Raw genomic sequence first — 25,123 nt, 5'->3', positions numbered from 1 at the left:
CCGTCGCATCGAGTGGAAGCAGGAACGACATGATATCACAATTCGGCCGGAAAGGCCTTCGAGACACCATCGCCAGCCGGCTGCACCTGGTCAGGAGTCTCGGGCCGCTTGCCTTCCTTATCCTGCTGGTCGCCGCAAGTGCTGCCATAGCGCCTGGCGTGCTGCAGCCCGACTCCATGGTCAGCTTCCTCTCCGACGCCACACCGATCATCGCACTGGTCATCGGCGGCACGTTCCCGATCCTGGCCGGTAGCATCGACCTTTCCGTCGCCGGCGTCGCCTCCATCGCCGGCGTGCTGGTGGTGGTGCTTAATCCGGTCTTCGGCCCATGGAGCTCCGTCATCGTCGTCCTGATCGCGCTGGTTTTTGGCGCGGCGCAGGGCTTCGTGCATCACTGGCTGCAATTGCCGTCCTTCATCGTCTCGCTCGCCACGCTCAGCATCCTCGTGGGCCTGGCGCTGCTGCTGTCCAATGCGACGGCCGAACCGCTGCCGTCGGACGACGCCCTGGTCAATTATCTGAGCGGCACCACCGCAGGACTGCCGAATACCGCCGTCATGCTGGTGGTGATGGTGGCGGTGCTCGGCGTGGTCATGCGCTTCACCCGCTTCGGGCGCGATGTGTATGCGCTCGGGAGCGGCGAAACGGCTGCCCTGATGTCGGGCGTCGACGTCCGCATGACCCGCACGCTGATCTTTTCCATCGCCTCCGGCTGTGCCGCGATGGCGGGCCTGTTCCTGGTCTCGGTGACATCGTTCAGCTCACCCACCCTGGCCGGAAACCTGTTGCTGCTCTCCATCGTCGGCGTCGTGCTCGGCGGCACTGCTATTTCCGGCGGGGTCGGCGGCCTGTTCGCAGCAGTGGTCGGCGGCCTCATCACGTCCTGGCTGCGCATCGTATCGGTGATCATCGGCGTCGCCCCGACCGCGCAGAACATCATCTTCGGGCTGGCCGCACTCGTCGCCGTGGCGCTGACCACCGAGCGCAACAAGCTCGGCGTCATCAAATGAATGGAGACCGTCCCATGACCGATCACGTGGACACGATTCAGGATCGCAAGCTCGCTCTTCTCACCGGTGCCGCCGGAGAGGTCGGACGCGCCGCCGCCACGCGCTTCGCCGAGGCCGGCTGGTCGGTCCTCATGTGCGATCGCGTCCCCGAGGTCGAGCACCTGGCGGCAAAACTGGCGACTGAGTCGGGCCGTCCCTGCTTCGGCGTCACCGCCGACCTCACCACCGACGACGGCATCGACGCGGTGATCGCCGCCGCCGCGGCGACAGGCATCCCGCTGGGGTTCCTCGGACTGATCGCTGCCATCAACCATCGTGCGATCAGCATCGAGGCCATGGACATGGCGGTGTGGGACCGCGTGCAGAACATCAATGTCCGTGCGAACGTGCATCTCATCAGCCGGGCCCTGCCGCTGCTTCGCAAAGCGAAAGATCCGTCGATCGTGCTGGTGTCCAGCTTCTGGGGCCGCGAGGGCCACGCTTTCTTCAGCGCTTATTGCGCTTCGAAGGCCGCAATGATTTCGCTGACCCAGAGCATCGCGGCCGAGCTTGCGCCGGACATCCGGGTAAACGGCGTGGCGCCGGGCAACATCAACACCCCGATGCATTTCGACGCGCTGGCGATGGAAGCGAAGGCACGCGGAATTTCGGAAGAAGAAATGCGTGCATCGGAATGGAGCAAGATCCCGATGCGCAGGCCCGCGGAAACTGCAGAGATTGCGGCCGCGATCCATTTCCTTTCGACAAAAGATGCCGGGTACTTCATCGGCGCGACGCTGGATGTGAATGGCGGTTGCCGGTTCACCTGACGGCGAGGATCGCCCCGCCGTCAGGTTCGCCAGCGTCGTCCGGGATCAGGCGCTGGCTGCCGGCTCGTTGACGCGCACGAGGATCTTCAAGTCGCGGCCGCCGGGATCGAGCAGTCGCTCGAACCCCTTGCCGACCACATCCTGCATCGGGATCTCGGCGCTCACGATCTTCTCGACCGGGAAACTCCCGGACTCCATCATCGACACGATGCGCGGCCAGATCTGCACCGGATAGCACCACGTGGCTTCGAGACTGATGTCCTTCAGTGCCCAGAACATCGGATCCACCTGCGCCGGCCTCGTGTGCAACCCGACCTGGACCACCACGCCCTGCCGCCGAACCGCTTTCGCACAAGCGTTCAACGAAGATTCCGCCCCCACGCATTCCAGGGCGGCATCCACGCCGGCCCCACCCTCGGAATGCTTGCGCGCCACCGCGACGAGGTCCTCGAGATCCGGGTTGACCGCGATTACGCCCGGGACCAGCGCGGCCGCCTTGTCCAGCCGTGCCGGATTGCGCTCCGACACGATGATCGTGCTGGCGCCTGCCATCTTCGCTGCCAGCACGACCAGAGCGCCGATCGGCCCGGCGCCGGAGATCAGCACGCTGCCACCTGCCTTGAGCCGGCTGCGGTCGACCGCATAGACCGCCACGGCTGCCGGTTCCACCAGCGCACCCTGCGCGTCGGACAGCGTCGACGGGATCGGGATGACGTTCCGTGCATCGACTACCGCGCGCTTGCCCATGCCGCCCCAGGGGTGCGACAGGCCGATGACGCCAAGCGTCTCGGAGAGATGCAACAGTCCGCGCCTCGCATAGAAATCATCTTCCGGCGCCATCAGCGGTTGGATCGACACGCGGTCGCCTTCCACGACATGGGTGACGGCGCTGCCGACACGCAACACCGTCGCGGAGAATTCATGGCCGAGGATCTGCGGTAATACTGCCCCCGTGAGCGCATTGGGCTCAATCGGCGTCACGATCGGGCCGGCAACGAACTCATGCAGATCGGTACCGCAGATGCCGCACAAGAGCGGTGCGATCAGCACCTCGTTGGGCTTCAGCTCGCTCTCCGGCTCGGCTACGTCCTCGACGCGGATATCGCGTTTGGTATGGAAGCGTACAGCTTGCATCTTGGTGTTCCTACTGAACGGTGTAGCCGCCATCGCAAACCAGGCTGGCGCCGGTCACGAAGCGGGCCTCATCGGAGGCGAGGAAGAGCACGCAATTGGCGATGTCGACCGGCTCGGCCAGAGGAAGCGGATGCTTCGCCTGCATCATCGCCAGGTAGGTTTCGTAGCCACCAGGATAGGTCTGCCCCGCCTTGACGAAGAGAGGTGTCTTGACGGATCCCGGATGAACGCAGTTCACCCTGATCCCAAAGGGTGCGTAGCAGATGGCATCGGTCTTCGTCATCGACAGGATCGCCCCCTTGGTCGCGTGATAGGGCGGAAGATCGTCGTTGCCGATCAGCGCATAGATCGACGAGAAATGCACGATCGCGCCGCGGCGCGCCGCCATCATGTGCGGCAGCACGTGCTTGCTGCACAGGAACGGGCCGCGCACGTTCACCGCGAACACCTGCTCCCATTCCGGCACTGTCAGCTCGTGGGTGAACTTGTTCGCTCCCGGGATCCCGGCATTGTTGATCAGGATGTCGATCCGGCCGCGTCGCGCCATCGTATCCGCGACCGCGCGAGCGACGTCCTCCTCCCGGGTGACGTCGACCCGGATCGAGTCCGCCTCATAGCCCGCGCTCCGAAGCGCCGATGCGGTTTCCTCGCCGGCCTCCTCCTGGATCTCGAAGATCACCACCTGCGCGCCCTCCTGGGCAAAGCGGTGGCACGTGGCCTCTCCGATCCCGGTACCACCACCGGTCACGATGGCGACCTTTCCCTCAAGTCGGCCCATGCTCTGCTCCCTCGCTGCCGCTGCGATCAGGTCCGTTTGTCCACCCGCTTGATGAACGGATGGATCAGCACCTGCTGCCAGATCCCGGCTGCCTGGAACGGATCGTTGGCGCTGAACGTCGCGACCTCGTCGCGCGTGTCGGCCTGCACCAGGAAGAAGCTGCCGATCATCGTGGCGCCGTCATCCTGCACCAGCGGTCCGGAGATGATGATGTCGATCGGCTGCGTTCCGAGATACGCCTTGTGGGCGTCGTAATGTGCGAGCCGCGTCTCGACCATTCCCGGCTTATCCAGGCAATGAACAACAAAATGCATGATCTCGTCTCCTATCCAACCGAATAGCCGTGATCGGCCATCATCAAATGCCCGGTGACGCCGGACGCCGCATCCGAAAGCAGGAAGCCGACGACGGAGGCGATCTCCTCCCGGCGGAGCATTCGTCCCGTCGGAATGTCGGAGAGCCAGGCCTGCATGACTTCCGGCCGGGACCGTCCGACATCGGCGAGCATCTCGGTATCGGTGTAGCCCGGGCCGACCGCGTTGACGCGAACGCCGCGCTTGGCCCATTCGACTCCCAAAGAGCGCGCCATATGCGCGACGCCGGCCTTCGAGACGTCGTAGCTGACATGGCGCTCCGGCTTCGAGATCCCCACGCCGGATATCGAGGAAATGAGCACGATGGCGCCGTTCCCCTGTGCGAGCATCGGCTTCGCGAATGCCTGCGTCGTGAAGAATACCGCATCGAGATTGAGCGACATCACCCGTCGCCAATCCTCCTGGGTATGCTCGATCGCATTCCGCTCCAGGCTGATGCCGGCATTGGCCACCAGCGCATCGACCCGCCCGTGCTTTGCCAGGATCGTCTCGGACGCTGCCTGCACTGCAGCCACGTCGGTCACGTCGAATGCCAGCCAGTCCGCCCTGAGTCCCTCGTCGCACAGGCGGCGCGCCGTCGCCTCGACGTCCGGATTGAGGTCGGTCAGCACCACCGTCGCACCCAGCGCGCCGAGCTGCCGCGCGATGGTTTCGCCGATGCCGCGGGCAGCCCCGGTCACCACGGCGACCCTGCCGTCCAGGCGGTAGAGATCGGTCCCGAGATACGCCATGCCTATTTCCTCCTCAACGCTTCGCATAGGCCGCAGCCGCGAAGACTATGACCAAGCCCTTCAGGATGATCTGGAACTGCACCGGTAGCCCGATCAGCAGGACAATATTGGCCGCCAACGCGAGCACGACGCTGCCGGCGATCGCGCCGGCGATGGTTCCCCGTCCGCCCGATAGCGCGAAGCCGCCCAGCACCGCAGCCACGATGCTGTCCAGCTCGAAGCCGCGCCCCACCCAGTTGTCGACGATCTGCGCGTAGCCGCCGAGTACGATCCCGGCGATCGCAGCCAGAACGCCGGACACCACGTAGGCGCCGATGACGATCGCATCCACCGGATAGCCCAGGAGCCGCCCCGTCATCGAATTGCCGCCGGTGATCACCACGCGACGTCCAAGCGTCGTGCGATGCAGCACGAACGCCAGCGGGATCGCCACCGCGAGCAGCACCGGCAGGTTCACCGGTACGAAGCCCCAGGTGCCGGCGCCCATCCGGTGCAGCAGCGGCGGCATCAATCCGGACGGTGCTCCATGCGTCCACGCAAATCGCAGGCCCTGCAGGACGATCATCGTCGCCAGTGTCGCCAGGAATGGCGACACGTTGCGCTTGACCACCAGGAAGCCGTTCACCAGCCCCGCCGACAGGCCCATCCCGATCGAGACCAGGACGATCATCGGGATGTCGGCATTGTGCCCGCTGAAGCTCGTGGCGACGACCGCCGCCGTTGCCATCACGGAAGACACAGAGAGGTCCAGGCCCTTGACCAGGATCACCACCGCCTGCCCGCAGGCTACGATCGCCAGCGGCACGATCTGAAGCACGAGGTTCGACAGGTTGCTGCGGCTGAAGAACGCGGGTGCCGCGATCGCCGCCACCAGAAGGAACACCAGCACGAACAGGTAGATACCGTAGCGCGACAGCGCCGGCATCAGCCCGGCTAATGCCGCACCGCGACCCGGCCTGGCATGTTCAACGGAAACCGTCATGCCCGCCTCGCACGCTCGACATGGATGGCGACGGCCGCCATGATAATCAGGCCCTCCGCGATCAGCTGGATCTGTGTCGGGACGTGCAGGAAGTTCAGCAGGTTGTTGAGCAGCGCCAGCAGATACGCGCCAAGCAGCGTACCGAACACCGATCCCCTGCCCCCGCTCAGGACGATGCCACCGACCACCACCGGCGTCACCGAGGACAGCGTATAGTCCACCCCCGTATAGGGTTGTCCGGAGCCGAACCGGGAGACGAGATAGATCGCCGTCACCGCACTGAAGAATCCCGATGCGCCATAGACCAGCAGGGTCAGTCGCCGCACCGGCATGCCGAGCAGGCGCGCCGCGTGGCTGTCATCGCCGAGCGCATAGATCATGCGTCCGGTGTTGGTGCGGTGCAGGAACAGCGCGACCAGGACGAACATCGCGACGGTGATTGCGCCGCCGATCGAGATCCGGGCAACCCGGCCGTAGGCAAGTCCATCAAACCCATCCGGGATGCTCCCGACCGGCACGCGCGTATAGAGCAGGGCCACACCCTGCAGGACTGCCCCCATTCCCAGCGTAACGATGAGCGGATGCACACGCAGCCAGACTACGCCGCAGCCGTTCAGCACGCCGATCAGTGTGCCGCCGACGAGCACGCCGAGACACACGGGAAGAACCATGCTGCTGTTGCCGTCGATCAGCCCGGAAGTCAGCACCGAAAGCAGGCTGATCGCGGAGCCGACCGACAGATCGATACCGCCGGTCAGCACCGTCAGCGACTGCCCCAGCGACACGAGCGCCAGGTCGGTCGCCTGCTCGAATATGTTGGCGAAGTTCTCCGGTCGCAGGAAACGATCCGTCACCACCGCGCCGGTGACAACGATCGCCGCCATGAGCCCGAGCACCATCAACAGGCGAGCCGCGCCTTCCGAGATCCTCCGACGGGGTCGCCGGGTCGCGACGTCCGACATGCTCATTGCTCCTCAGGCCGCCTGCCGATGCCGAGTGGCGAGATCCACCACGGCCTCCTCGTTGATCTCGTCGGATTCGAGCAGCCCGGCGACGAGACCTTCGCGCATCACGTAGACCCGGTCCGACATCCCGACGATCTCCGGCAGTTCGGAGCTGATCATCAGGATCGCGATCCCGCGTGCGGCCAGCTCGCGCATGATCCGGTAGATCTCGGTGCGTGCGCCGACATCGACGCCGCGCGTCGGCTCATCCAGGATCAGCACGCGCCGGCAGGTATGCGCCCACCTGGCGATCAGTACCTTCTGCTGGTTGCCGCCGGACATCGTCGCCACCGGATTGCCGGGGCCGCTGCAGGCGATCCGGAACGAGCCGATATCGGCCATCGCCATCGCCCGTTCCTCCGCGTTCCGCAGCAGGCCTCCGGATGCAACGGCGCCCAGGCTGGCGGCCGAGATGTTCGCTGCCACGTCCTGCAACATCGCCAATCCCTCGCCCTTGCGATCCTCGGTCACGAAGCCGATGCCCTGCCTGATCGCGATCGCGGGCGTCATGCGCTTGAACACGGTTCCGTCGATCGACACGCGACCGCCTTCCATCGGCAGGCCGCCGAAGATGGCCATCGCGAGTTCCGACCGGCCCGCGCCGACCATGCCGGCAAGTCCGGTCACGATCCCTGCGCGCAGTTCTATGGACGCGCCGCGAACCCGGCGCCCCTGCCTGATATCGTGTGCCTGCAGCACCACCGGAGCCGATGCGGCCTGCGATGCCGGGGCACGCGGCGGGAACAGCTGTGTGACGTCGCGCCCGACCATGAGGGTCACCAGGCGGTCGCGATCCACCTCGTCGACACGCTGGGTGGCGATCCAGTGCCCATCCTTCACCACCGTGACGCGGTCGCAGAGCGAGAAGATCTCTTCCAGCCGGTGCGAGATGTAGATGATCGCGACACCGGCATCGCGCAGCAGACGCAGGCGTTCGAACAGCGCCTCCACCTCCCGCCCGGCAATGACCGCCGTCGGCTCATCCAGGATCAGGATCTTCGGCCTGTCGACGAGTGCTTTGGCGATCTCGACCATCTGTTGGTCCGCCACCGTCAGCTCGCCGACCATGCGCCACGGCTCGAGTTCTACCCCGAGCCGCGCCATCAACTCCGCCGCAGCGCGCTCGGTCGCCGCATGATCGACCGCGCCGAACCGGTTGCGCCGGTACTGCCCGATGAAAATATTCTCGGCGACCGAGAGGTGCGGAAACAGGACGAACTCCTGGTAGATGACATGCACCCCCGCCGCCTTCGCGGCCGCAGGCCCGCTCCAGTGCACCGGCTTGCCTTCGAGGGTCATCTCGCCTGCATCCGGCTGCTGAACCCCGGCGATGATCTTGGTCAGCGTCGACTTGCCTGCGCCGTTCTCGCCGACCAGCGCATGGATCTCCCCGGCCTGTACATCCAGCCGCATGTCCGACAGCGCCTGCACGCCGGGAAACGCCTTGCTGATGTTCTGCACGCTCAGCATGGTCGTGTTCCTAATGCGGGTAGTCGATGTGCGCCGTGGATGGGCTGTAGGCCGGGCCGAGGTCGTTGGTGATCAGCATATCGGGCGGCCCGTTCGGAACGATCATGTCCTGGAACGGCAGATCGCCCTTGACCGACGGTGTCTCGTCGCCCGGCGTGACCGCGATCTGCGAGTTGACCGTCACCACGCAGGGCACGGGCACGCCCGCCAGAACCTTCAGCGCCACCGAGACCGCGAGCCGATATTGGGCAGGCGGATCGCCGACTTCGAGCATCGGCACCTTGTATTTGACGGCCATCTGCAGCGCGCCGTTGATGTCGGCCGTCGTATGCATCGGGATCTCGCCGGGCTTGAAGCCGGCCTCGACGAACGCCTCGATCGAGCCGGGAACCTGCAGGCCGTGAGCGGACCAGACGGCATTGATCGTATGGCCATACTTGGCAATGACAGCCTGCATGACCTGCTTTGCCTTGACCGGGCTCCAGTCGGAATACACGGTGTCGAGGATGTGAATACCGGGATATTGCTTGAATATCTCGAGCGCGGGATTCATCCGGTTTTCGTTCGGGCTCGAGCCGGCCTGTCCGCCAAGCATGACGACGTTGCCCTTGCCATGCAGCTTCTCGACGATCCATTGCGCCCAGATACGACCCATCAAGGGGTCGGATGCGTTCACATAGGTTACGAAGTGATCCGACGAGATCCGGCGATCCAGCATGACGACCGGAATGCCGCGCTTCATCGCGCGGGTGACGACCGGATCGAGCGCCTTTTCGGTATTGGCGCTCACGATCAACAAGTCCACGCCCTGCGACACCAGGTCCTGCACATCCGAAACCTGCTTGGCGTCGTCATGACCGGCATCGGTGATGATCAGTTTCTTGATGACATCCTTGTGGTCTTGCGCGCCCTGCTTCAGTTCGTCGAGCGCCACGACGCGCCAGCTATCCCCAAGCCCGGCATTGCTGAACCCGATCACGTAAGGCGGCGCCTTCTTGTAGGCACTCGTGTCGCGTATGCAGCTGCTCAATGACGGATTGAACAGTTCCGTTCGCGGAGCGCCCTCATAACCACGTGCCGCGGCCGCTTGCGCCGCCACTCCGGACAGCACAATGCTGCAGAGCACCAAATTGGTGGATTTCATTCCCGAGACCTCCCAGATACGGTCTATTGACGGCTTGCTCAGCCTCGGAGCGGCTGATTTCTTTGCCGAGTTTGTTGATAACGACACTAGGAACGAGACGCTCACCGCAGAATAGTGAATTTGTCCAAAATGGATATCTGGGGGCTGTTCGGTCGCGCCCGACAGCTTATCGTCAGGCTCGGCATAGGTTAAGCCGCACCCCAGATGTGCGACACCGGTGCCGGCAGGGAAAGGTCGGCTGAAACGACCGCAGGGAAGGGAAGAATTACCCCATGCAATCCGAGTTCGTCTTCAGCGGCTTGCCGATGCGCGTGTTGTTCGGTGATGGCACAATTGCGCAGCTCGGCGAAGAGGCAGCGCGGCTTGGTATGCGTCGCCCACTTGTGCTCTCGACGCCCGAGCAGCAGACGCAGGCGCAGGAAATCCTCACGCTCCTGGGAGATGCCAGCAGCGGTGGCTTCTTCGGCGCGACGATGCACACGCCCGTTGCAGTGACGGAACAGGCGATGGCAGTGGTTGCGGAGCGACGGTCGGACGGGCTCATCGCCTTTGGCGGCGGCTCCACCACCGGACTGTCGAAGGCGATCGCGCTGCGGACCGACCTGCCGCAGATCGCGATCCCGACCACCTATGCCGGATCGGAGATGACCCCGATCCTCGGAGAGACGCGCGACGGCGAGAAGCATACGCTGCGTTCCGAAAAGGTGCTTCCGGAAACCACGATCTATGATGTGGCCTACACCATCGGCCTGCCACCGGCGATGTCGGCGACCAGTGGTCTCAACGCGATGGCGCATGCAATCGAGGCCCTCTACGCGCGTGACCGCAACCCGATCATATCGCTGATGGCGGAAACGGCGATCGGATCGCTCGTGCATGCGCTGCCCGCAATCCTAGCACGTCCGGACGACCGCGCCGCCCGCACCGAGGCGCTCTACGGCGCGTGGCTCTGCGGTATCACGCTCGGTGCCGTCGAGATGGGCCTGCATCACAAGCTTTGCCACACACTCGGCGGCAGCTTCGATCTTCCCCACGCACCGACCCATTCGGTGGTGCTCCCCTATGCGCTCGCCTACAACACGGCCGCCGCGCCCGAAGCGGTCGCTGTCCTGCGCCGTGTGTTCGGCCAGGATGACGTGGCCGTGGCATTGCATGAGTTCGGTCGGCGGATCGGCGCGCCATCGTCGCTATCGTCGCTTGGGCTACGCGAGAGCGATCTCGACCGCGCCGCCGACCTCGCGACGGCCAGGCCGTATCCCAATCCGCGTGTGCTCGATCGCACGTCGATCCGCGCGTTGCTCGACGACGCCTATCACGGCCGTGCGCCCGGCACCTCCGCCGGCACGGCGGGCTGAGGAACACACATGATGTCCGCTCCCACCCAAAGCTTCGACGAGACCACCGCGACGGACATTGTCATCGAGCGGAACGCCAGTTGTCCCGATCCGCGTCTGCGCGAGATCATGAGCGTTCTGGTCCGTCACCTGCACGACGCGGTGCGCGAACTGCAACTCACCCAGGCGGAGTGGCGCACCGCGATCGATTTCCTGACCGCCACCGGCCAGATCTGCTCGGATCGTCGGCAGGAGTTCATCCTGCTGTCCGACACGCTCGGCGTGTCGATGCTGGTGGACGCGATCAACAACCGCAAGGTGCAGGATGCCACCCCATCCACCGTGCTCGGGCCTTTCCATGTCGAGGGTGCGCCGACCATGCAGATGGGAGAGACCATCTCCCGCGATGGTCGCGGCGAGCCCCTCGTCGTCTCCGGCGCGGTCCTGGACGTCGATGAAAAACCCATAGAGGGCGCGATCCTCGACATCTGGCAGACCTCCGAGGACGGCTACTACGACACGCAGGATCCAACCCAGCCGGACATGAACCTGCGCGGGACCTTCCGCACCGGCCCCGACGGAACCTTCTGGTTCCGCAGCATCGTACCCGCCTCCTACCCGATCCCCAGCGACGGTCCGGTGGGCCGCATGCTGGAGGCATTGAAGCGGCATCCGATGCGCCCGGCGCACATCCACTTCATCGTTTCCGCAACAGGATACGAGACCCTCACGACACACATCTTCGTCGAGGGTGATCCGTATCTCGATAGCGATGCCGTGTTCGGCGTCAAGGACGCGCTGGTCCTGCCGTTCCGCAAACATGACGATGCGGAACGCGGCGCGTACTTTGGCGTCCCGGCGCAGCATCATGAGACGGACGTCGTCATCCGGCTGCAATCTGCGCACCACACCCTGTAAGGCGGCTTCTTCCATGAGCACAATGGCAACACTCGGCTGGATCGGTCTCGGCAAGATGGGCGCGCCGATGGCGACGCGCCTGCTTCAGGCCGGCTACACGCTGCATGTCCACGATGTCGCACCGGAAGCATGCAATGCGCTGCGCGACGCCGGCGCCTCGGTTTTGGCGCGCCCGCACGATGTGGTCGAGGCGGCCGACATCGTCTTCACCTCCCTGCCCAACGATGCGGTTCTCCGCAGCCTGCTTGTCGCGCCGGACGGGCTCGGGCAGGCCCTGAAGCCGGGCAAGATCCTCGTCGAGACCAGCACGGTGTCTCCGACCGCCTCTGCGGAAGCCGCGCTCGCGATCGCCGCGTCCGGCGCCGGCTATATAAGGAGCCCGATCTCCGGCAGCACCGCGCTCGCCGCCGCCGGCACGCTGACCGTTCTGGCTTCCGGCAGCCGTGCCGACTACGACCGCGTGCATCCGGTCATGACGCATCTTGCGTCGCGGTTCTTCTATCTCGGCGAAGGCGAAGAGGCTCGCACCCTCAAGCTCGTCATCAACATGCTTGTCGGTGCCACCTCGGCCCTGGTGGCGGAAGCCCTCACCTTCGGCCAGAAAGGCGGTCTTGCGGTCGGCCCGATGCTGGACGTGATCGGCGAGAGCGTCGTCAACAGTCCGCTTGTCGCCTATAAGCGCGACATGCTGGAGCGGCACGATTTCACCGCAGCCTTTACCGTGACCCAGATGATCAAGGATTTCGACCTCATCGTCGACGCTGCGCGCGATACCGCATCGCCGATCTACCTGACTGCGCTTATCCGTCAGCAATACGAGGCTGCGAACGCACAAGGCCTGGGCCAGAGCGATTTCTTTGCCCTGCTCCAGCAATACGAGGCCCAGGCCGGGCTGCCGGAAACGCGGCAAACACACACGCCGTGAAAATACAGGTGTTCGGGTGAACGATCTCGAACGGCTTCGTCTGCTCGACGTGCTGGAACAGTTGCGCGGGCCATGGCGCGACTTATTTCCGGACTCGCACGGCGATCCCGCGAACCTGATTCTGCAGCATCTGGTTCGCGCGGAGATAACAGGAGATGTCGTCACCATGTCGGCTCTCGCACAGGCCGGCTACGCCCCCTACACGACCGCGATGCGAAAGCTCGACGAGCTGATCGCCGCCGGCATGATCGACAGGGTCAGTCGCGGCACGACCGGGAAGTCCTTCACCCTGCATCCCAGCGCAAAGCTGGTGGCGCGGTTCGACGACTATCTGCTCAAGGTCAAAGCGATCCTCGCCGCCACCCTTGGCCGGCGCGCGGACGGCGAGGAGCCGGACAATTACTATTTCGGCGCCCCGTCGGCCAGTCCGGTCCAGCGTCCGGCATCGCTGGCGCCGACGCACGGCAGCAATCGCTCGGACATGCGCTTCCTACTCGCCGACGACAACTATTTCATCGCGATGCAGAATCTCTGGGGCGATTTCAGGAACGATTTCGGCTCGCGACAGGATATCGAGCTGGCGCGCCTGCCGCAGCTCTACAAGCTTACGCTGGAGAATGCGCAGCAGCGGGTCTCGCGCTATCACCTGACCGCGCTGAACATTCCCTGGGTCGGTGAATTCGCCAGCAAGGGGCTGATCCGTCCGATCGACGACGAGCTCGCATCGCTTCGTCTCAACCGTGATAATTTCCACGACAGCTTCTGGGCGGCGGGTCAGTATCGCGGCCGGCAGTACGGCATACCCGTGTACTGCACGATCGAGACCCTCGCGGTGCGCCGCGACCTGCTGCAGGATGCAGGCCTGTCGGCGCCGGCCAGCTTCGACCAGGTGATCGAGGTCGGCCGCGCCCTGCATGCGCCGAACCATGGCCGCTACGGGATCGTCTGGAACGCGGCGCGCGGAATGCCGATCGCCTCGACGTTTCTGTTCCTGTTGTCCGATTGCGGTGAACATCTGGTTCCGCGCAGCCAGGCATCCGAGCCGGACGCGGTGCCGCAGCTTCCGGTCGAGGCGGGGCTTCGCGTGCTCGACTACATGCACCGGCTGGTCGAGATTTCGCCGCCGGATGTCACCGCGCTGGACTGGGAATCGAGCTTCGACATCTTCCTGCGTGGCGATGCCGCCATGATCTATTGCTGGAGCATGCGGTGCGCGCGGTTCGAGTACGACACGCGCTCGCGGGTCAAGCGGCGCGTCACCTATCTCACCCATCCGGCTGGCCCGCACGGACGAAGCACGGCGCCACTCGGCGGGTTTGTGCTGACCATTCCGGTCAACCTGCCCGAGGACCAACTTCGTGCCGCCGTCGAAGCGATGGCCTGGATGATGACGCCGGATTCGGTCAGGAGCCATGTCAAGAACGGCTTCCCGTTTCTGCCCCGGTTCAGCGTGGTTTCCGACCCGGAAGTGATGCGGTCGTCCTCCATTGTCAGCTTCGTCGAGAAGGCGGCCGGCAAGAACATGCTGGATGCCTGGGCGCGGCCCGCGATCCCGAACTACACCGCGATCGAGGCGATCGTCGGCGCCGAGATTCATGACGCCCTGACCCGGCGCAAGACGGATCGCGCCGCTCTCGCCGCGATCCAGAAGGGGTTCGACCGCCTGCATTCCCGGCCCGCAGACGTCCGGCATCATGCATCGGGTCACGCCTAAAACTGCACCGGATGGCCCAGCCATCGTCAAGAAGGAGGTCGCATATGCAACCAGTCAACGTAGCGCTCGCAGGCTTCGGCTGGTGGGGCAAAAAGATGACGGATCTCATCCGCGCACGATCGCAGGCACTGCGGCTTGTCGCGGTGGCCGATCCGGAAACGACGGCAGCGCGCGATGCATTGGCAGGAACCGGCATCGACGTTTATTCCGATCTTGCCGACCTGCTGGGCCCGGACACCGAGGCGGTGATCCTGGCGACACCGCATAGCCTGCACGAACACCAGATCGCCGCCTGCGTCGCCGCCGGCAAGCACGTCTTCTGTGAAAAGCCGCTGGCACTCACCCGCGCCGGCGCCGCCGCCTCGGTCCAGCTCTGCCGCGACGCCGGTCTGGTGCTGGGAATGGGGCACGAACGCCGTTTCGAGCCGCCGATCGCGGCCATCCTGGCGGCGGCGGCGTCCGGTGAATTAGGAACGCTGCTGCAGATCGAGGCCAACTTCAGTCACGACAAGTTCCTGAGCCTCGACGCCTCGAACTGGCGGCTGCATACCGATCAGGCGCCGGCAGGCGGCATGACGGCGACCGGCATCCACCTGACCGACCTCGCGGTACTTCTGCTCGGGCCCGCCGAAAGCGTACTGGCAACCTCGAAGAACCTCGTCTCCGAGCTTCCGTCCGGAGACACGATGAGCGCCTATATCCGGTTCCGGGCCGGCGCCACCGCCTATGTCTCGGCGACGCTGGCGACCCCGTTCGTGTCGCGTTTCGCCGTGTTTGGAAGCAAGGGCTGGATCGACGTCCGCGACCGCGCGCATGTCGAATCACCGGACGGATGGATCGTGACCACCGGCAGCACGGGTGCTCCGATCCGCACCGAGGACGTCGGCAAGGCGGAGCCGGTGCTGGCCAATCTCGAAGCCTTCGCCAGGGCAGTCCGGGGCGAAGCCCCTTACCCGATCACCGGCGAGCAGATGATCGACAACATCTCGCTGCTGGAATCGATCGTGACATCATGCCGGACCGGCGCTCTCGAGGTCGTTGCCTGACCACCGACCAAATAAAGAACCTAATTAAATAACGAGGAACGTTGCCATGAAAGCCCTATCCTTTGAAGCGCCCGAGCGTCCGGTTCTGCAAGACGTACCGCAGCCCGAAATGGCCGCAGACGAGATCCTGATCGAGATGGCCGCTGTCGGTATCTGCCATTCCGACTACGAACTTCTCGGGGGCCGTTACATCATTCCCATCTCGTATCCGGTCGTGCCGGGACATGAGTGGTCGGGCCGCGTCGCCGCGGTCGGCCGCTCGATATCCGGCTTTGCCGCCGGCGACCGCGTGGTCGGCGAATGCGTGGTGCGGCTGCCGGATCGGGTGCATCATTTCGGCTTCTCGCTGAATGGCGCCTACCGGCAGTTCTTCACCGTCCGTCCCGAATGGCTCCATAAGCTGCCGGACACCGTCGACGACCTGACCGCGTCGTTCATCGAGCCGTTCACCTGCGGCTACTATGCGATCCAGCGCTCCGGCGGCACCAATGCCAGCGAAACCGTCGTCGTTTCCGGCGGCGGCACGATCGGGCTGATGGCGGCTGCGGCGGCCATCGGCAGCGGCGCGCGGACCATCGTGATCGACCCGCTCGCCCACCGTCGCGAGGTCGCGACCCGGCTTGGCGCAGCCATGGCCGTGGATCCCACCGCCGGCGACCCGGTAAAGGCGATCCTGGACGCCACCGGCGGCTCCGGCGCCGATCTGGTCATCGAGGCTTCCGGACACGATTCCTCGCTCGGCGCGGTCTTTGACATGACGCGTGAAGAGGGACGCGTCGCCATGGTCGGCATCAATATCGGCCGGAAGGTCGCCAGCCATCTCGGCAACATCCAGATGCGCAACCTGACCGTTCGCGGCTGCATCGGCTCGCCCGGCGTCTGGCCTGCGGCGATCAGGTTCCTGGACCGGACCGGGATCGACCTGTCCCCGATCCGCACCCACACCTTCCCGCTGGAACAGGGGCTGGAAGCACTCCGGATCGGACAGCACCCGGCGGACTGCATCAAGATCACCATGGTCAACGCGTGACAGAGGGCATCATGGCAACTCTCGAAACCAGGCCGGCGGACCCGCGCGTCATTATCATCACCGGCGGCGCGCAGGGTATCGGCGCCGCCTTCGCCCGATCCCTGTCCCAAGGCGGCGCGCGTGTCGTGATCGCCGATCTCGACGAGGCCCGTGCGGAATCCCTGGCAGCCGAGTTGCGCGAGGACGGCCGCGAGGCCCTGGCGGTCACGACCGACGTCTCCGACCGCGCTCAGTTCGAACGGCTGATCCGGCTGGCAGTCGAGCGGTTCGGCGGCATCGACGTTCTTTTCAACAATGCCGGCATGAACAAGCCCGTTCCGTTCTTCGAGATCGACACCGAAAATTTCGAGGCGATCATGCGCGTCAACGCGCTGAGCGTCCTGATCGGCATGCAGGTGGCGGGCGAGCAGATGATCCGGCAAGGCCGAGGCGGCAAGATCATCAATACCGCCTCCATCGCCGGCCGGCAGGGTTATCCGGAATTCGCGCCCTACTGCGCGAGCAAGGCCGCGGTGATTTCCCTGACGCAGGCCGGAGCCAGAGAGCTGGCGAAACACAACATCACCGTGAACGGCTTCGCCCCGGGCGTCGTCAAGACGCCGCTCTGGGACAAGCTCGAAGCCGACATGATCGGCAAGGGCGTGATCAAGCAGAAGGGCGAGTTCATGGACTCGTTTTCGAGCGGCATCCTGATGGGACGGCCGGCGATGCCCGACGACCTTGTCGGTATGGCGGCATTCCTGGCGTCGGGCGCATCGGACTACATGACCGGCCAGATCCTGATGTTCGATGGAGGAATGGTGCTGGTCTGATCGGGATCGGTTGCCGCTGACGGGCCGGCCGGGGCACTTGCTTGGCAAGCCCCCCGGCCCGTGTAAGCATCCCGGAGGATGGATAAGCCGGAAGACGGTAAGAACCGCGACTTTGTGGATGCGCTTGCGCGTGGCCTCGACGTGCTGCTGGCCTGTGCGGAGAGCCCGAACGGCATCACCCTTGCGGAGGCGGCCCGTCGGACCGGCACTACCCGCGCCAGTGCCCGTCGCTCGCTGTTGACGCTCGCGGCCAAGGGCTTCCTGATCGAAGACGAGCGCAGCTTCAGGCTGACACCGAAGGTCCTGACGCTCGCGGCACCCCTTGCGTCGAGACCGCTTCCACGCCTGGCGCAGCCCATCCTCGACCGGCTAAGCAAGACGTTCGGCGAGAGCTTCTCCCTGGCGGCGCTGGTCGAACAAGACATTGTTTATCTCGCCCGTTCGGAAGCCAGACGGATCGTCGCCCTCGATCTGACGGTCGGATCGCGCCTCCCGGCTTGGTGCACCTCGATGGGACGCGTGTTGCTGGCCGGGCTGCCCCAGCGGGAAAGGCAAGCGCATCTCCCGGACGCACTCGTCGCCCGGACACCAAAGACGATCGTCGACCGCACGGCGCTCCTGGACCTGCTGCATTGTGTTGAACGGGACGGCTACTGCCTTCTCGACGAGGAACTCGAGCAGGGGCTTCGCTCCCTCGCCGTGCCCGTCAGGCGGCCGGACGGAAGCGTGGCAGCTTCGCTCAACGTCAGCACGCAGACTATCAGGACCAGCCGGGATACCTTGATTGAGAAGCTTCTGCCGGCACTTCATGCGGCAGCCGACCTGATCTCGCCCGCAACTATGCGCGGAGCGGTCTGACAGTCGCGCCACGCACCGAGCCTTACAGATGATTGGGTCAGTCGACATCAATAGTTGACTTGATCCGTCAGAAGATCTCGATGATAATGTGCGCAAGGCGACCATATGTGCGTTAGGCGCACATAAACTTGTATTGCCGGGTTTACAATGAAGACCGGCAAGAAGGAGAGCGGATGATCGACAAGCGCGTGCGCGACGTCGCGGCGGCCCTGGATGGCATCGCCGACGGTTCGACGATCATGATCGGGGGCTTCGGCGCGGTTGGGCAGCCGAATGTTCTGATCGAAGCGCTCATCGAGCAGGGCGCACGCGATCTGACGATCGTGGCGAACAATGCCGGCACCGGCCGTGTCGGCCTCGCCAAGCTGATGGAGGCCGGGCGCGTCCGGAAGATCGTCTGCTCGTTCCCGCGCTCGTCGGGATCGGTCGTGTTCGAGGATCTCTTCAAGTCCGGCCGACTGGAACTCGAAATCGTTCCACAGGGTACTCTCGCCGAGCGCATCCGGGCCGCAGGAGCGGGTATCCCGGCATTCTTCACGGCAACCGGCTACGGCACGAAACTCGGCGAGAAGAAGGAAAGCCGCGAGATTGGCGGGCGCTTCTACATTCTCGAGCACGCGCTTCCCGCCGACGTTGCACTGATCGAGGCGTGGCGCGCGGATCGCTGGGGCAATTGCGTCTATCGGGAGAGTGGCCGCAACTTCAATGCGGTCATGGCGACGGCAGCGGCACTGACGGTCGTGCAGACCCAGCATCTCGCCGAATTGGGCGAACTCGACCCCGAGGCGATCGTGACACAAGGGATCTTCGTGAACCGGGTCGTGCATGTCCCCTATGGCGACCCGCAGGGGTAAGGAGGGCGCGATGAGTGACCATCAACCGCTATCCCGCAAGCAGATGGCCGCGCGCGTCGCGCAGGACATCGCCGAAGGGTGGTACTGCAACCTCGGGATCGGCATTCCCACCCTGATCGCCGATTATATTCCCGAGGGCCGGGAGGTCGTGCTGCACTCCGAGAACGGTATTCTCGGCATGGGACCCGCACCGGCGGCGGACAAGGTGGATCCCTGGCTGATCAATGCCGGCAAGCAGCACGTGACGCTGCTTCCGGGCGGTTCGTTCTTTCACCATGCCGACAGCTTTGCGATGATACGGGGCGGTCACATCGATCTCTGCGTCCTGGGTGCGTTCGAGGTCGCGGAGAACGGCGACCTGGCGAACTGGGCGACCTCTGCCGCGGATGCCGCACCCGCCGTGGGCGGCGCGATGGATCTGGCTGTCGGCGCCAAGCGGATCTGGGTCGTGACGGAGCACACCACCAAGGATGGGCAGCCCAAGCTCGTCAACCGCTGTTCCTATCCCCTGACCGCCCTGGGTGCGGTCAGCCGCATCTACACCAACCTCGCCGTGATCGACGTCACCGGCAACGGCTTCCTCGTGCGCGAGATGGTGCCCGGCCTGTCGTTCGAGGAGCTTCAGGACAAGACCGGTACGCTTCTGCACTTGGAGGAAAGCATCGATGGCTGAGGCCTTCATCTGCGACTTCACCCGCACGCCGATCGGCCGTTTCGGCGGTGCGCTGCGCGACGTTCGCGCCGACGATCTCGCGGCGCATCCGCTTCGCGTTCTGCGCGAACGGAACGCCCAGGTCGACTGGAATGCTGTCGACGATTGCTATCTTGGTTGCGCCAATCAGGCCGGCGAAGATAATCGCGACGTCGCCCGCATGGCGGTGCTGTTGGCCGGCTATCCGGTCAGCACACCCGGCTCGACGATCAATCGTTTGTGCGGCTCGGGCCTGGATGCGGTCGGAACGGCGGCCCGGATGCTTCGCACCGGCGAGGGCGATCTGCTTCTGGCCGGCGGTGTCGAGAGCATGACGCGCGCGCCGTTCGTCATGGGCAAGGCGACCGAAGCCTTTTCCCGCCAGGCCGAACTCCAGGACACGACGCTCGGCTGGCGTTTTATCAACCCGGCGATGGAAGCGTCCTGGGGCGTCGATACGATGCCACAGACCGGCGACAACGTTGCCGAGCGATACGAAGTCTCCCGTCAGGACCAGGATCTGTTCGCCTACCGGTCGCAGCAGCGCACCGCGGCGGCGCAGGCGGCCGGCTTCTTCGCCCGCGAGATCACGCCGATCACGGTGAAGACGCGCAAAAGCGAACACATCGTGAGTGTGGACGAGCACCCGCGTGCCGATACCACTCTTGAGGGGCTGGCCAAACTTCGCGCGCCGTTCCGCCCGGGCGGTGGCACCGTGACCGCCGGCAACGCGTCCGGCCTGAATGATGGTGCGGCCGCGCTGATCCTGGCCACGGAGGCGGGCGCACGGCGCCACGGGCTGACACCGCGGGCACGGGTCGTCGCGATGGCGACCGCTGGCGTCGAGCCGCGCGTGATGGGGATCGGCCCTGTTCCGGCCGTCCAGCGTCTGCTCGAACGAACCGGCCTTGCCCTGGGGGATATCGACCTGATCGAGTTGAACGAGGCGTTTGCCAGCCAGTCGCTGGCGGTGCTGCGGCAACTCGGCCTGCCGGACGATGCCGCCCACGTGAACCCGCATGGCGGCGCGATCGCCCTCGGCCATCCGCTTGGCATGTCCGGCGCGCGCCTCGCCCTGACAGCAGTGAATGCACTGGAAACTCTCGGCCTGAGGCGCGCGATCGCGACCATGTGCATCGGCGTGGGGCAAGGAATCGCAGCGCTGATCGAGCGCGTCTGACGTCACCCTCCGGAATGAAGAGGACCTCATGAGCAAGGTTACCATGCTTGACACGCCGGACGTCGCGACCTGGTCTGCCGACGCCCTGGATGGAACCGGCCTGCACGCGGCGAGGCATATCTATGCCAACGAGAAGCCGGCGCGCCTGACTGCGCTTGCCCTGCAGCGCGGGGAGGTGACTTTATCGGAAGATGGAGCGATCGTCGCGAACACCGGCGAACATACAGGCCGGTCGGTCCAGGATAAGTTTGTTGTCGACGAGGCCGCGACCACCGACGCCGTCTGGTGGGGCAAGGTCAACAACCGTTTGTCGGAAGGCAATTTCTCGCGCCTGTGCGCTACAGTGCGCGGCTATCTTCAGGGGCAGGTTCTGTTCACGCAGGATCTGTTCGCCGGTGCAGATCCCGCGCATCGCATCCGGGTCCGACTGGTGACGACGAATGCATGGCACGCGCTGTTCGCGCGCAACATGTTCATCCGCCCGGAGCCGTCGGCACTGGAAGACTTCGCGCCCGACTACGTCATTCTCCATGCACCCGACCTCGCGATCGATCCTGCAAGTTGCGGGGTGCGCAGCTCGACGGTGATCGCGTTGTCGTTCGCACAGAAGCTCGTCGTCATCGCCGGAACGCAATATGCCGGCGAGATCAAGAAGTCGATCTTCACGGTCATGAACTGGCTGCTGCCCGAGAAGGGGCTGTTGCCGATGCATTGTTCCGCCAACGTCGGCAAGGCGGGCGACGTCGCACTGTTCTTCGGCCTGTCGGGTACTGGCAAGACCACCCTGTCATCCGATCCGTCGCGCGACCTGATCGGTGACGACGAGCATGGTTGGAGCCCGCACGGCGTCTTCAATTTTGAAGGTGGCTGCTACGCCAAAGTCATCGGCCTGCAGCGTGAGGCCGAGCCGGAGATCTGGCAGGCGTCGCATCGGTTCGGCGCGGTGTTGGAAAATGTCGTCGCCGACGATCACGGCACGCTCGATCTTGGTGACAAGACGCATACGGAAAACACCCGCTCCTGCTATCCACTCGATTTTATTGCCAACGCGCAGGCCAATGGCCGAGGCGGCACACCCCGGCACGTGATCATGCTGACCGCAGATGCCTTTGGCGTCATGCCGCCAGTCGCCCGCCTTTCACCCGACCAGGCAATGTACCACTTCCTGTCCGGCTACACGGCGCGCGTCGCCGGCACCGAGAAGGGAATGGGCGCCCACCCGCAGGCGACCTTCAGCACCTGCTTCGGTGCACCCTTCCTGCCGCGGGCACCGGAGATCTACGGGGATCTGCTCGGCCACTATCTCAGGGACAGTGGCGCGACCTGCTGGCTGGTGAACACCGGCTGGACCGGGGGTGCCTACGGCGTCGGGCGACGGATCTCCCTGTCCCATACACGCGCCATCCTCCATGCCATTCTCGACAACTCGCTGAACGATGCGGCTACCCGGTCGGACCGCTACTTTCGTTTCTCGGTTCCCCTGTCGGTCGCCGGCATTCCGGATGAGATCCTCGATCCATCTGCAGCCTGGACTGACAGCGATGCGTATGACGTGCAGGCACGATCCCTTGCCGGCCTGTTCGAGCAGAATTTCGAGCAGTTCGCGACATCCGTCAGCGAGTCGGTCCGCGACGAGATAATCCGAGGCTCTCCGGTAAAGCGGGCACAGTGACGTGCAGGAAGTTTTTCGGGTCCGGCAGCTGCGTCGATCAATGTGATTGCCGGATAATCTCCTCCCGTTCATGAACTCCGCGTTGGGCACCGTCTGACTACCAAGCCGCTTTCTATCACAGCGTGCGCTTTGCCGAAGGCTGCAGCAGCTCGAGGTGCGACGTTCTCGGCTGGAGGCGGCGCTCTTCCAAGCGTCACCTGGGATGCCCCGCCTGCATCCTGCCCTGCCGGAGATCTACCGCGTCCGGGTCGCTGGTTCGGGGTAAAACCCGACAGTGTCTTGAGCCTGCGAGCGGGATTGTAGGCGGCCACGAAAAACTCGAGATGGGCCGTCAGCTGCTGATGATTGGCGGCGTGCTACCGCTCGACGGTCGCATCCTTGATGGTGCGGTTCATTCGCTCGACCTGACCATTGGTCCAGGGGTGGTTCGGCTTGGTGAGCCTGTTCTCGACATCGGGCTGGCGGCAGAGCCGGTCAAACAGATGCATTCCGAACCGCACGATAGGCCCTGATCGGTAGCGAGGCGGGTGGCAGAACGGGATATCGCTATCGGCCAGCACGGTGTGGATGCGATACGGCACGGCCTTGATCACGGTTTCCAGCAACGCCAAGGCACTCTGGCGATCGGCTGATCCTGCCAGGTGTACGACGGCGAACTTCGAGGTCCTGTGTGGGGGCGGGTGCAGCACGTGCGCACCTACCCTCCCTCGGGGAAATATGTCGCAGAGCGCTCAGGCGGCGAACACCGTTTTGATCTCGGCGGCGACCTGCGGGGCATTCTCATCGAGTACGAAGTGCCCGGCGTCCAGCCACACCAGCTTGGCCTCGGGCAGGTCGTTCAGGTAGGCGCGCGCTCCCGGCGGGATGAAGAACGGGTCGTTCTTGCCCCAGACGATCAGCGTCTTTGGCTTGTGCACGCGGAAAGCAGCCTGCCACTCCGGATAGAGGGCAATATTGGACTTGTAGTTTTCCAGCAGGTCGACCTGGTAGTCCTGCACGCCTGGCCGGTCGAGCAGCGCTTGGTCGAGCACCCAGTTGTCCGGGTTGATCGCCTCGGGATCCTTTGCGCCGACCAGCCAGTGGAATTTAGTCCCTTCCACGCTGATGAAATCACGCGCCGGCTTCTCGGTTTCGGGTGTGCGGTTCTCCCAGAGCGGCAGGAGCACGGCCTTGGGCGCATCGCCGACGCCTTCCATGTAGGCGTTGGCGTTCTGAATGATGAAGCCGTCGACGCGGTCCGGGCGCTGGGTGAAAAGCCGGAAGCCGACCGGGCCACCGTAATCCTGCATGTAGAGGATGTATGAGGTCAGACGCAGGACATCGACCAGCCCCGCGACATGAGCCGCTAGGTTGTCGAAGGTGTAGGTGAACGCATGACGCAACGGTGCGTCGGAGTGACCGAACCCGACATAATCCGGGGCGATGAGATGGAAGCGGTCGGCCAGCGCCGGCATCAGGTCGCGAAACATCTGGCTGCTGGTTGGCAGGCCATGCAGCAGCAAGATCGTGGGCGCAGCCGGGTCGCCAGCCTCCCGATAGAAGATCTTGCGACCGTTCACATCCGCAGTGCGATGGTAGATGCGGTCTGTCATAGGCGTTTTCCTTCATGTTGAGGGCGTCTTGGCCAGAGGAGCGGGAGCCTGGCTTCGCGTTCGTCGATCCTGTTTGGGGCTTCCCACGACGACGGGGTAGCCGCTATCCTCAGAAGGAGACCTCTCATTCTTTGGTAGCCCCCTTTGGATCGTCTCGACGCAATGTCTGTGTTGCTCGCCGCCGTTGAGAGCGGCAGCCTGTCGAAGGCCAGCCGGCATCTTCGACTTCCGCTGGCCACGGTTAGCCGTAAGGTGGCGGAGCTGGAGGCGCACCTGAACGCAACATTGCTGATCCGGTCGGCAAACGGATTGGAATTGACCCCGGCGGGCCGCTCTTACGTGACGTCCGCCAAGGCGATCCTGGAGCAGTTGAACGAGGCGGAACGCACCGCTGCTGGCGAATACAGAGAGCCCAGGGGCGATCTGACGGTTACAGCGCCGATCATGTTCGGCAGGATGCATGTCTTGCCCATAGTGGCGGGCTTCCTCTCCGCCTTCCCCGATGTGGCTGTCGAACTCGTGTTGACCGACCGCCTCACGCGTTTCGTCGACGACCAGGTAGATGTCGCGCTTCGCATAGGCGCGTTACCCGATAGCGGCCTGATCGCGACGCGTCTCGGAACGGTTCGGCGGCTCATATGTGCAAGCCCAGACTACCTGGCAACGCATGGCGCTCCGACGACGCCAGACGATCTGGCCCGGCATAGCGTTATTTCCTTTCGGACCGTTTCCTCGGCCACCATATGGACCTTCGAGGCCGCCGGAGCCGAAATTGCAGTGAGCTTTCGCTCTCGTCTCAGTGTCAATACGATCGATGCGGCGATCGACGCGGGCTTATCTGGGTTCGGCCTGATCAGGGCGAACTCCTATCAGGTCGTCGACCATGTCCGCGGCGACCGGCTGGCCGTTGTCCTTAAAGCTTTCGAGCCCTCACCGCTGCCGGTGCATCTCGTTTACGATACACACAGCCGGCTGCCGCTGAAGCTGCGCGCCTTCATCGATTTCGTGGCCCCGCGCCTACGAGAACGCCTGACGCAGGCTGCTCTTTGAAGCTAGTGCCG

At 64.6% G+C, this 25,123-nt stretch carries 25 protein-coding genes; 15 read left to right on the top strand and 10 right to left on the bottom strand.

Going from position 1 to position 25,123, the window contains the following annotated elements; genetic code table 11:
* Positions 1 to 29: 29 nt before the first annotated feature.
* Positions 30 to 1,010, top strand: a complete 981-nt coding sequence (locus HN018_RS04230) for an ABC transporter permease (protein ID WP_171837472.1) — start codon at positions 30 to 32, stop codon at positions 1,008 to 1,010.
* Between the two features lie 14 nt (positions 1,011 to 1,024).
* Positions 1,025 to 1,819, top strand: a complete 795-nt coding sequence (locus HN018_RS04225) for an SDR family NAD(P)-dependent oxidoreductase (RefSeq protein ID WP_171837471.1) — start codon at positions 1,025 to 1,027, stop codon at positions 1,817 to 1,819.
* 45 nt (positions 1,820 to 1,864) lie between these two features.
* Here the strand turns inward: HN018_RS04225 and HN018_RS04220 are convergent, their stop codons facing one another.
* The 8 genes from HN018_RS04220 to HN018_RS04185 are packed head-to-tail and all read right to left on the bottom strand — an operon-like array spanning position 1,865 to position 9,436.
* The gene (locus HN018_RS04220; RefSeq protein ID WP_171837470.1) at positions 1,865 to 2,953 is read right to left on the bottom strand and encodes a zinc-binding dehydrogenase; all 1,089 of its coding nucleotides are present in this window, start codon (positions 2,951 to 2,953) and stop codon (positions 1,865 to 1,867) included.
* 10 nt (positions 2,954 to 2,963) lie between these two features.
* Positions 2,964 to 3,731: an SDR family NAD(P)-dependent oxidoreductase gene (locus HN018_RS04215; RefSeq protein WP_171837469.1), complete on the bottom strand. Its 768-nt coding sequence runs from the start codon at positions 3,729 to 3,731 to the stop codon at positions 2,964 to 2,966.
* Between the two features lie 26 nt (positions 3,732 to 3,757).
* A complete protein-coding gene (locus HN018_RS04210; RefSeq protein ID WP_171837468.1) occupies positions 3,758 to 4,045 on the bottom strand; it encodes a YciI family protein in 288 nt (95 codons plus the stop codon).
* Between the two features lie 11 nt (positions 4,046 to 4,056).
* Positions 4,057 to 4,836, bottom strand: coding sequence for an SDR family NAD(P)-dependent oxidoreductase (locus HN018_RS04205; protein ID WP_171837467.1), 780 nt, complete (start codon positions 4,834 to 4,836; stop codon positions 4,057 to 4,059).
* Between the two features lie 13 nt (positions 4,837 to 4,849).
* Positions 4,850 to 5,818 (bottom strand): ABC transporter permease, encoded by a 969-nt coding sequence (locus tag HN018_RS04200; RefSeq protein WP_171837466.1) that lies wholly within the window; start codon positions 5,816 to 5,818, stop codon positions 4,850 to 4,852.
* Positions 5,815 to 6,780: an ABC transporter permease gene (locus tag HN018_RS04195; protein WP_171837465.1), complete on the bottom strand. Its 966-nt coding sequence runs from the start codon at positions 6,778 to 6,780 to the stop codon at positions 5,815 to 5,817. The genes HN018_RS04200 and HN018_RS04195 overlap by 4 nt, the downstream gene beginning before the upstream one ends.
* 12 nt (positions 6,781 to 6,792) lie before the next feature.
* Entirely contained in the window at positions 6,793 to 8,292 is a 1,500-nt protein-coding gene (locus HN018_RS04190) for a sugar ABC transporter ATP-binding protein (protein WP_171837464.1), read from the bottom strand.
* A gap of 10 nt (positions 8,293 to 8,302) precedes the next feature.
* Positions 8,303 to 9,436 (bottom strand): ABC transporter substrate-binding protein, encoded by a 1,134-nt coding sequence (locus HN018_RS04185; protein ID WP_171837463.1) that lies wholly within the window; start codon positions 9,434 to 9,436, stop codon positions 8,303 to 8,305.
* Between the two features lie 272 nt (positions 9,437 to 9,708).
* Between HN018_RS04185 and HN018_RS04180 the strand changes: the two genes are divergently transcribed.
* The 12 genes from HN018_RS04180 to pckA all read left to right on the top strand — a co-directional run bounded on the left by HN018_RS04180 (position 9,709) and on the right by pckA (position 22,470).
* Positions 9,709 to 10,791, top strand: a complete 1,083-nt coding sequence (locus HN018_RS04180; RefSeq protein WP_239479005.1) for a maleylacetate reductase — start codon at positions 9,709 to 9,711, stop codon at positions 10,789 to 10,791.
* 9 nt (positions 10,792 to 10,800) lie between these two features.
* Positions 10,801 to 11,688, top strand: a complete 888-nt coding sequence (locus HN018_RS04175; RefSeq protein ID WP_171837462.1) for an intradiol ring-cleavage dioxygenase — start codon at positions 10,801 to 10,803, stop codon at positions 11,686 to 11,688.
* Between the two features lie 13 nt (positions 11,689 to 11,701).
* Positions 11,702 to 12,613, top strand: coding sequence for an NAD(P)-dependent oxidoreductase (locus HN018_RS04170; RefSeq protein ID WP_171837461.1), 912 nt, complete (start codon positions 11,702 to 11,704; stop codon positions 12,611 to 12,613).
* A 16-nt stretch (positions 12,614 to 12,629) separates the two neighbouring features.
* Positions 12,630 to 14,327: an extracellular solute-binding protein gene (locus HN018_RS04165; protein ID WP_171837460.1), complete on the top strand. Its 1,698-nt coding sequence runs from the start codon at positions 12,630 to 12,632 to the stop codon at positions 14,325 to 14,327.
* A gap of 44 nt (positions 14,328 to 14,371) precedes the next feature.
* Positions 14,372 to 15,373, top strand: a complete 1,002-nt coding sequence (locus tag HN018_RS04160; RefSeq protein WP_171837459.1) for a Gfo/Idh/MocA family protein — start codon at positions 14,372 to 14,374, stop codon at positions 15,371 to 15,373.
* A gap of 46 nt (positions 15,374 to 15,419) precedes the next feature.
* Positions 15,420 to 16,403 carry a zinc-dependent alcohol dehydrogenase gene (locus tag HN018_RS04155; protein ID WP_171837458.1) on the top strand — a complete coding sequence of 328 codons (984 nt, stop codon included), beginning with the start codon at positions 15,420 to 15,422 and terminating at the stop codon, positions 16,401 to 16,403.
* 11 nt (positions 16,404 to 16,414) lie between these two features.
* A complete protein-coding gene (locus HN018_RS04150) occupies positions 16,415 to 17,215 on the top strand; it encodes a glucose 1-dehydrogenase (protein ID WP_171837457.1) in 801 nt (266 codons plus the stop codon).
* A gap of 78 nt (positions 17,216 to 17,293) precedes the next feature.
* Positions 17,294 to 18,073 carry an IclR family transcriptional regulator domain-containing protein gene (locus HN018_RS04145; RefSeq protein ID WP_171837456.1) on the top strand — a complete coding sequence of 260 codons (780 nt, stop codon included), beginning with the start codon at positions 17,294 to 17,296 and terminating at the stop codon, positions 18,071 to 18,073.
* Between the two features lie 173 nt (positions 18,074 to 18,246).
* Positions 18,247 to 18,927 carry a 3-oxoacid CoA-transferase subunit A gene (locus HN018_RS04140; RefSeq protein WP_171837455.1) on the top strand — a complete coding sequence of 227 codons (681 nt, stop codon included), beginning with the start codon at positions 18,247 to 18,249 and terminating at the stop codon, positions 18,925 to 18,927.
* Positions 18,928 to 18,937: 10 nt separating this feature from the next.
* Positions 18,938 to 19,600 (top strand): 3-oxoacid CoA-transferase subunit B, encoded by a 663-nt coding sequence (locus tag HN018_RS04135; RefSeq protein ID WP_171837454.1) that lies wholly within the window; start codon positions 18,938 to 18,940, stop codon positions 19,598 to 19,600.
* On the top strand, positions 19,593 to 20,798 hold the full coding sequence (gene pcaF, locus HN018_RS04130) for a 3-oxoadipyl-CoA thiolase (protein ID WP_171837453.1): 1,206 nt from the start codon (positions 19,593 to 19,595) through the stop codon (positions 20,796 to 20,798). The genes HN018_RS04135 and pcaF overlap by 8 nt, the downstream gene beginning before the upstream one ends.
* Before the next feature lie 28 nt (positions 20,799 to 20,826).
* A complete protein-coding gene (gene pckA, locus HN018_RS04125) occupies positions 20,827 to 22,470 on the top strand; it encodes a phosphoenolpyruvate carboxykinase (ATP) (RefSeq protein ID WP_239479003.1) in 1,644 nt (547 codons plus the stop codon).
* 356 nt (positions 22,471 to 22,826) lie between these two features.
* Here the strand turns inward: pckA and HN018_RS28420 are convergent, their stop codons facing one another.
* Together HN018_RS28420 and HN018_RS04115 are read right to left on the bottom strand one after the other, a co-directional pair.
* Positions 22,827 to 23,159 (bottom strand): DDE-type integrase/transposase/recombinase, encoded by a 333-nt coding sequence (locus tag HN018_RS28420; protein WP_204259668.1) that lies wholly within the window; start codon positions 23,157 to 23,159, stop codon positions 22,827 to 22,829.
* A gap of 42 nt (positions 23,160 to 23,201) precedes the next feature.
* Positions 23,202 to 24,062 carry an alpha/beta fold hydrolase gene (locus tag HN018_RS04115; protein ID WP_171837452.1) on the bottom strand — a complete coding sequence of 287 codons (861 nt, stop codon included), beginning with the start codon at positions 24,060 to 24,062 and terminating at the stop codon, positions 23,202 to 23,204.
* A 162-nt stretch (positions 24,063 to 24,224) separates the two neighbouring features.
* Between HN018_RS04115 and HN018_RS04110 the strand changes: the two genes are divergently transcribed.
* Complete coding sequence (locus tag HN018_RS04110) at positions 24,225 to 25,112, top strand: LysR family transcriptional regulator (RefSeq protein WP_204259667.1); 888 nt, start codon at positions 24,225 to 24,227, stop codon at positions 25,110 to 25,112.
* The last annotated feature ends 11 nt before the right edge of the window (positions 25,113 to 25,123 follow it).

The sequence above is a fragment of the Lichenicola cladoniae genome (assembly GCF_013201075.1).
Classification (GTDB): Bacteria; Pseudomonadota; Alphaproteobacteria; order Acetobacterales; family Acetobacteraceae; genus Lichenicola; species Lichenicola cladoniae.
The sequence above is the reverse complement of the archived record's forward strand: the minus strand, read 5'-3'. Positions and strand labels throughout refer to the sequence as shown.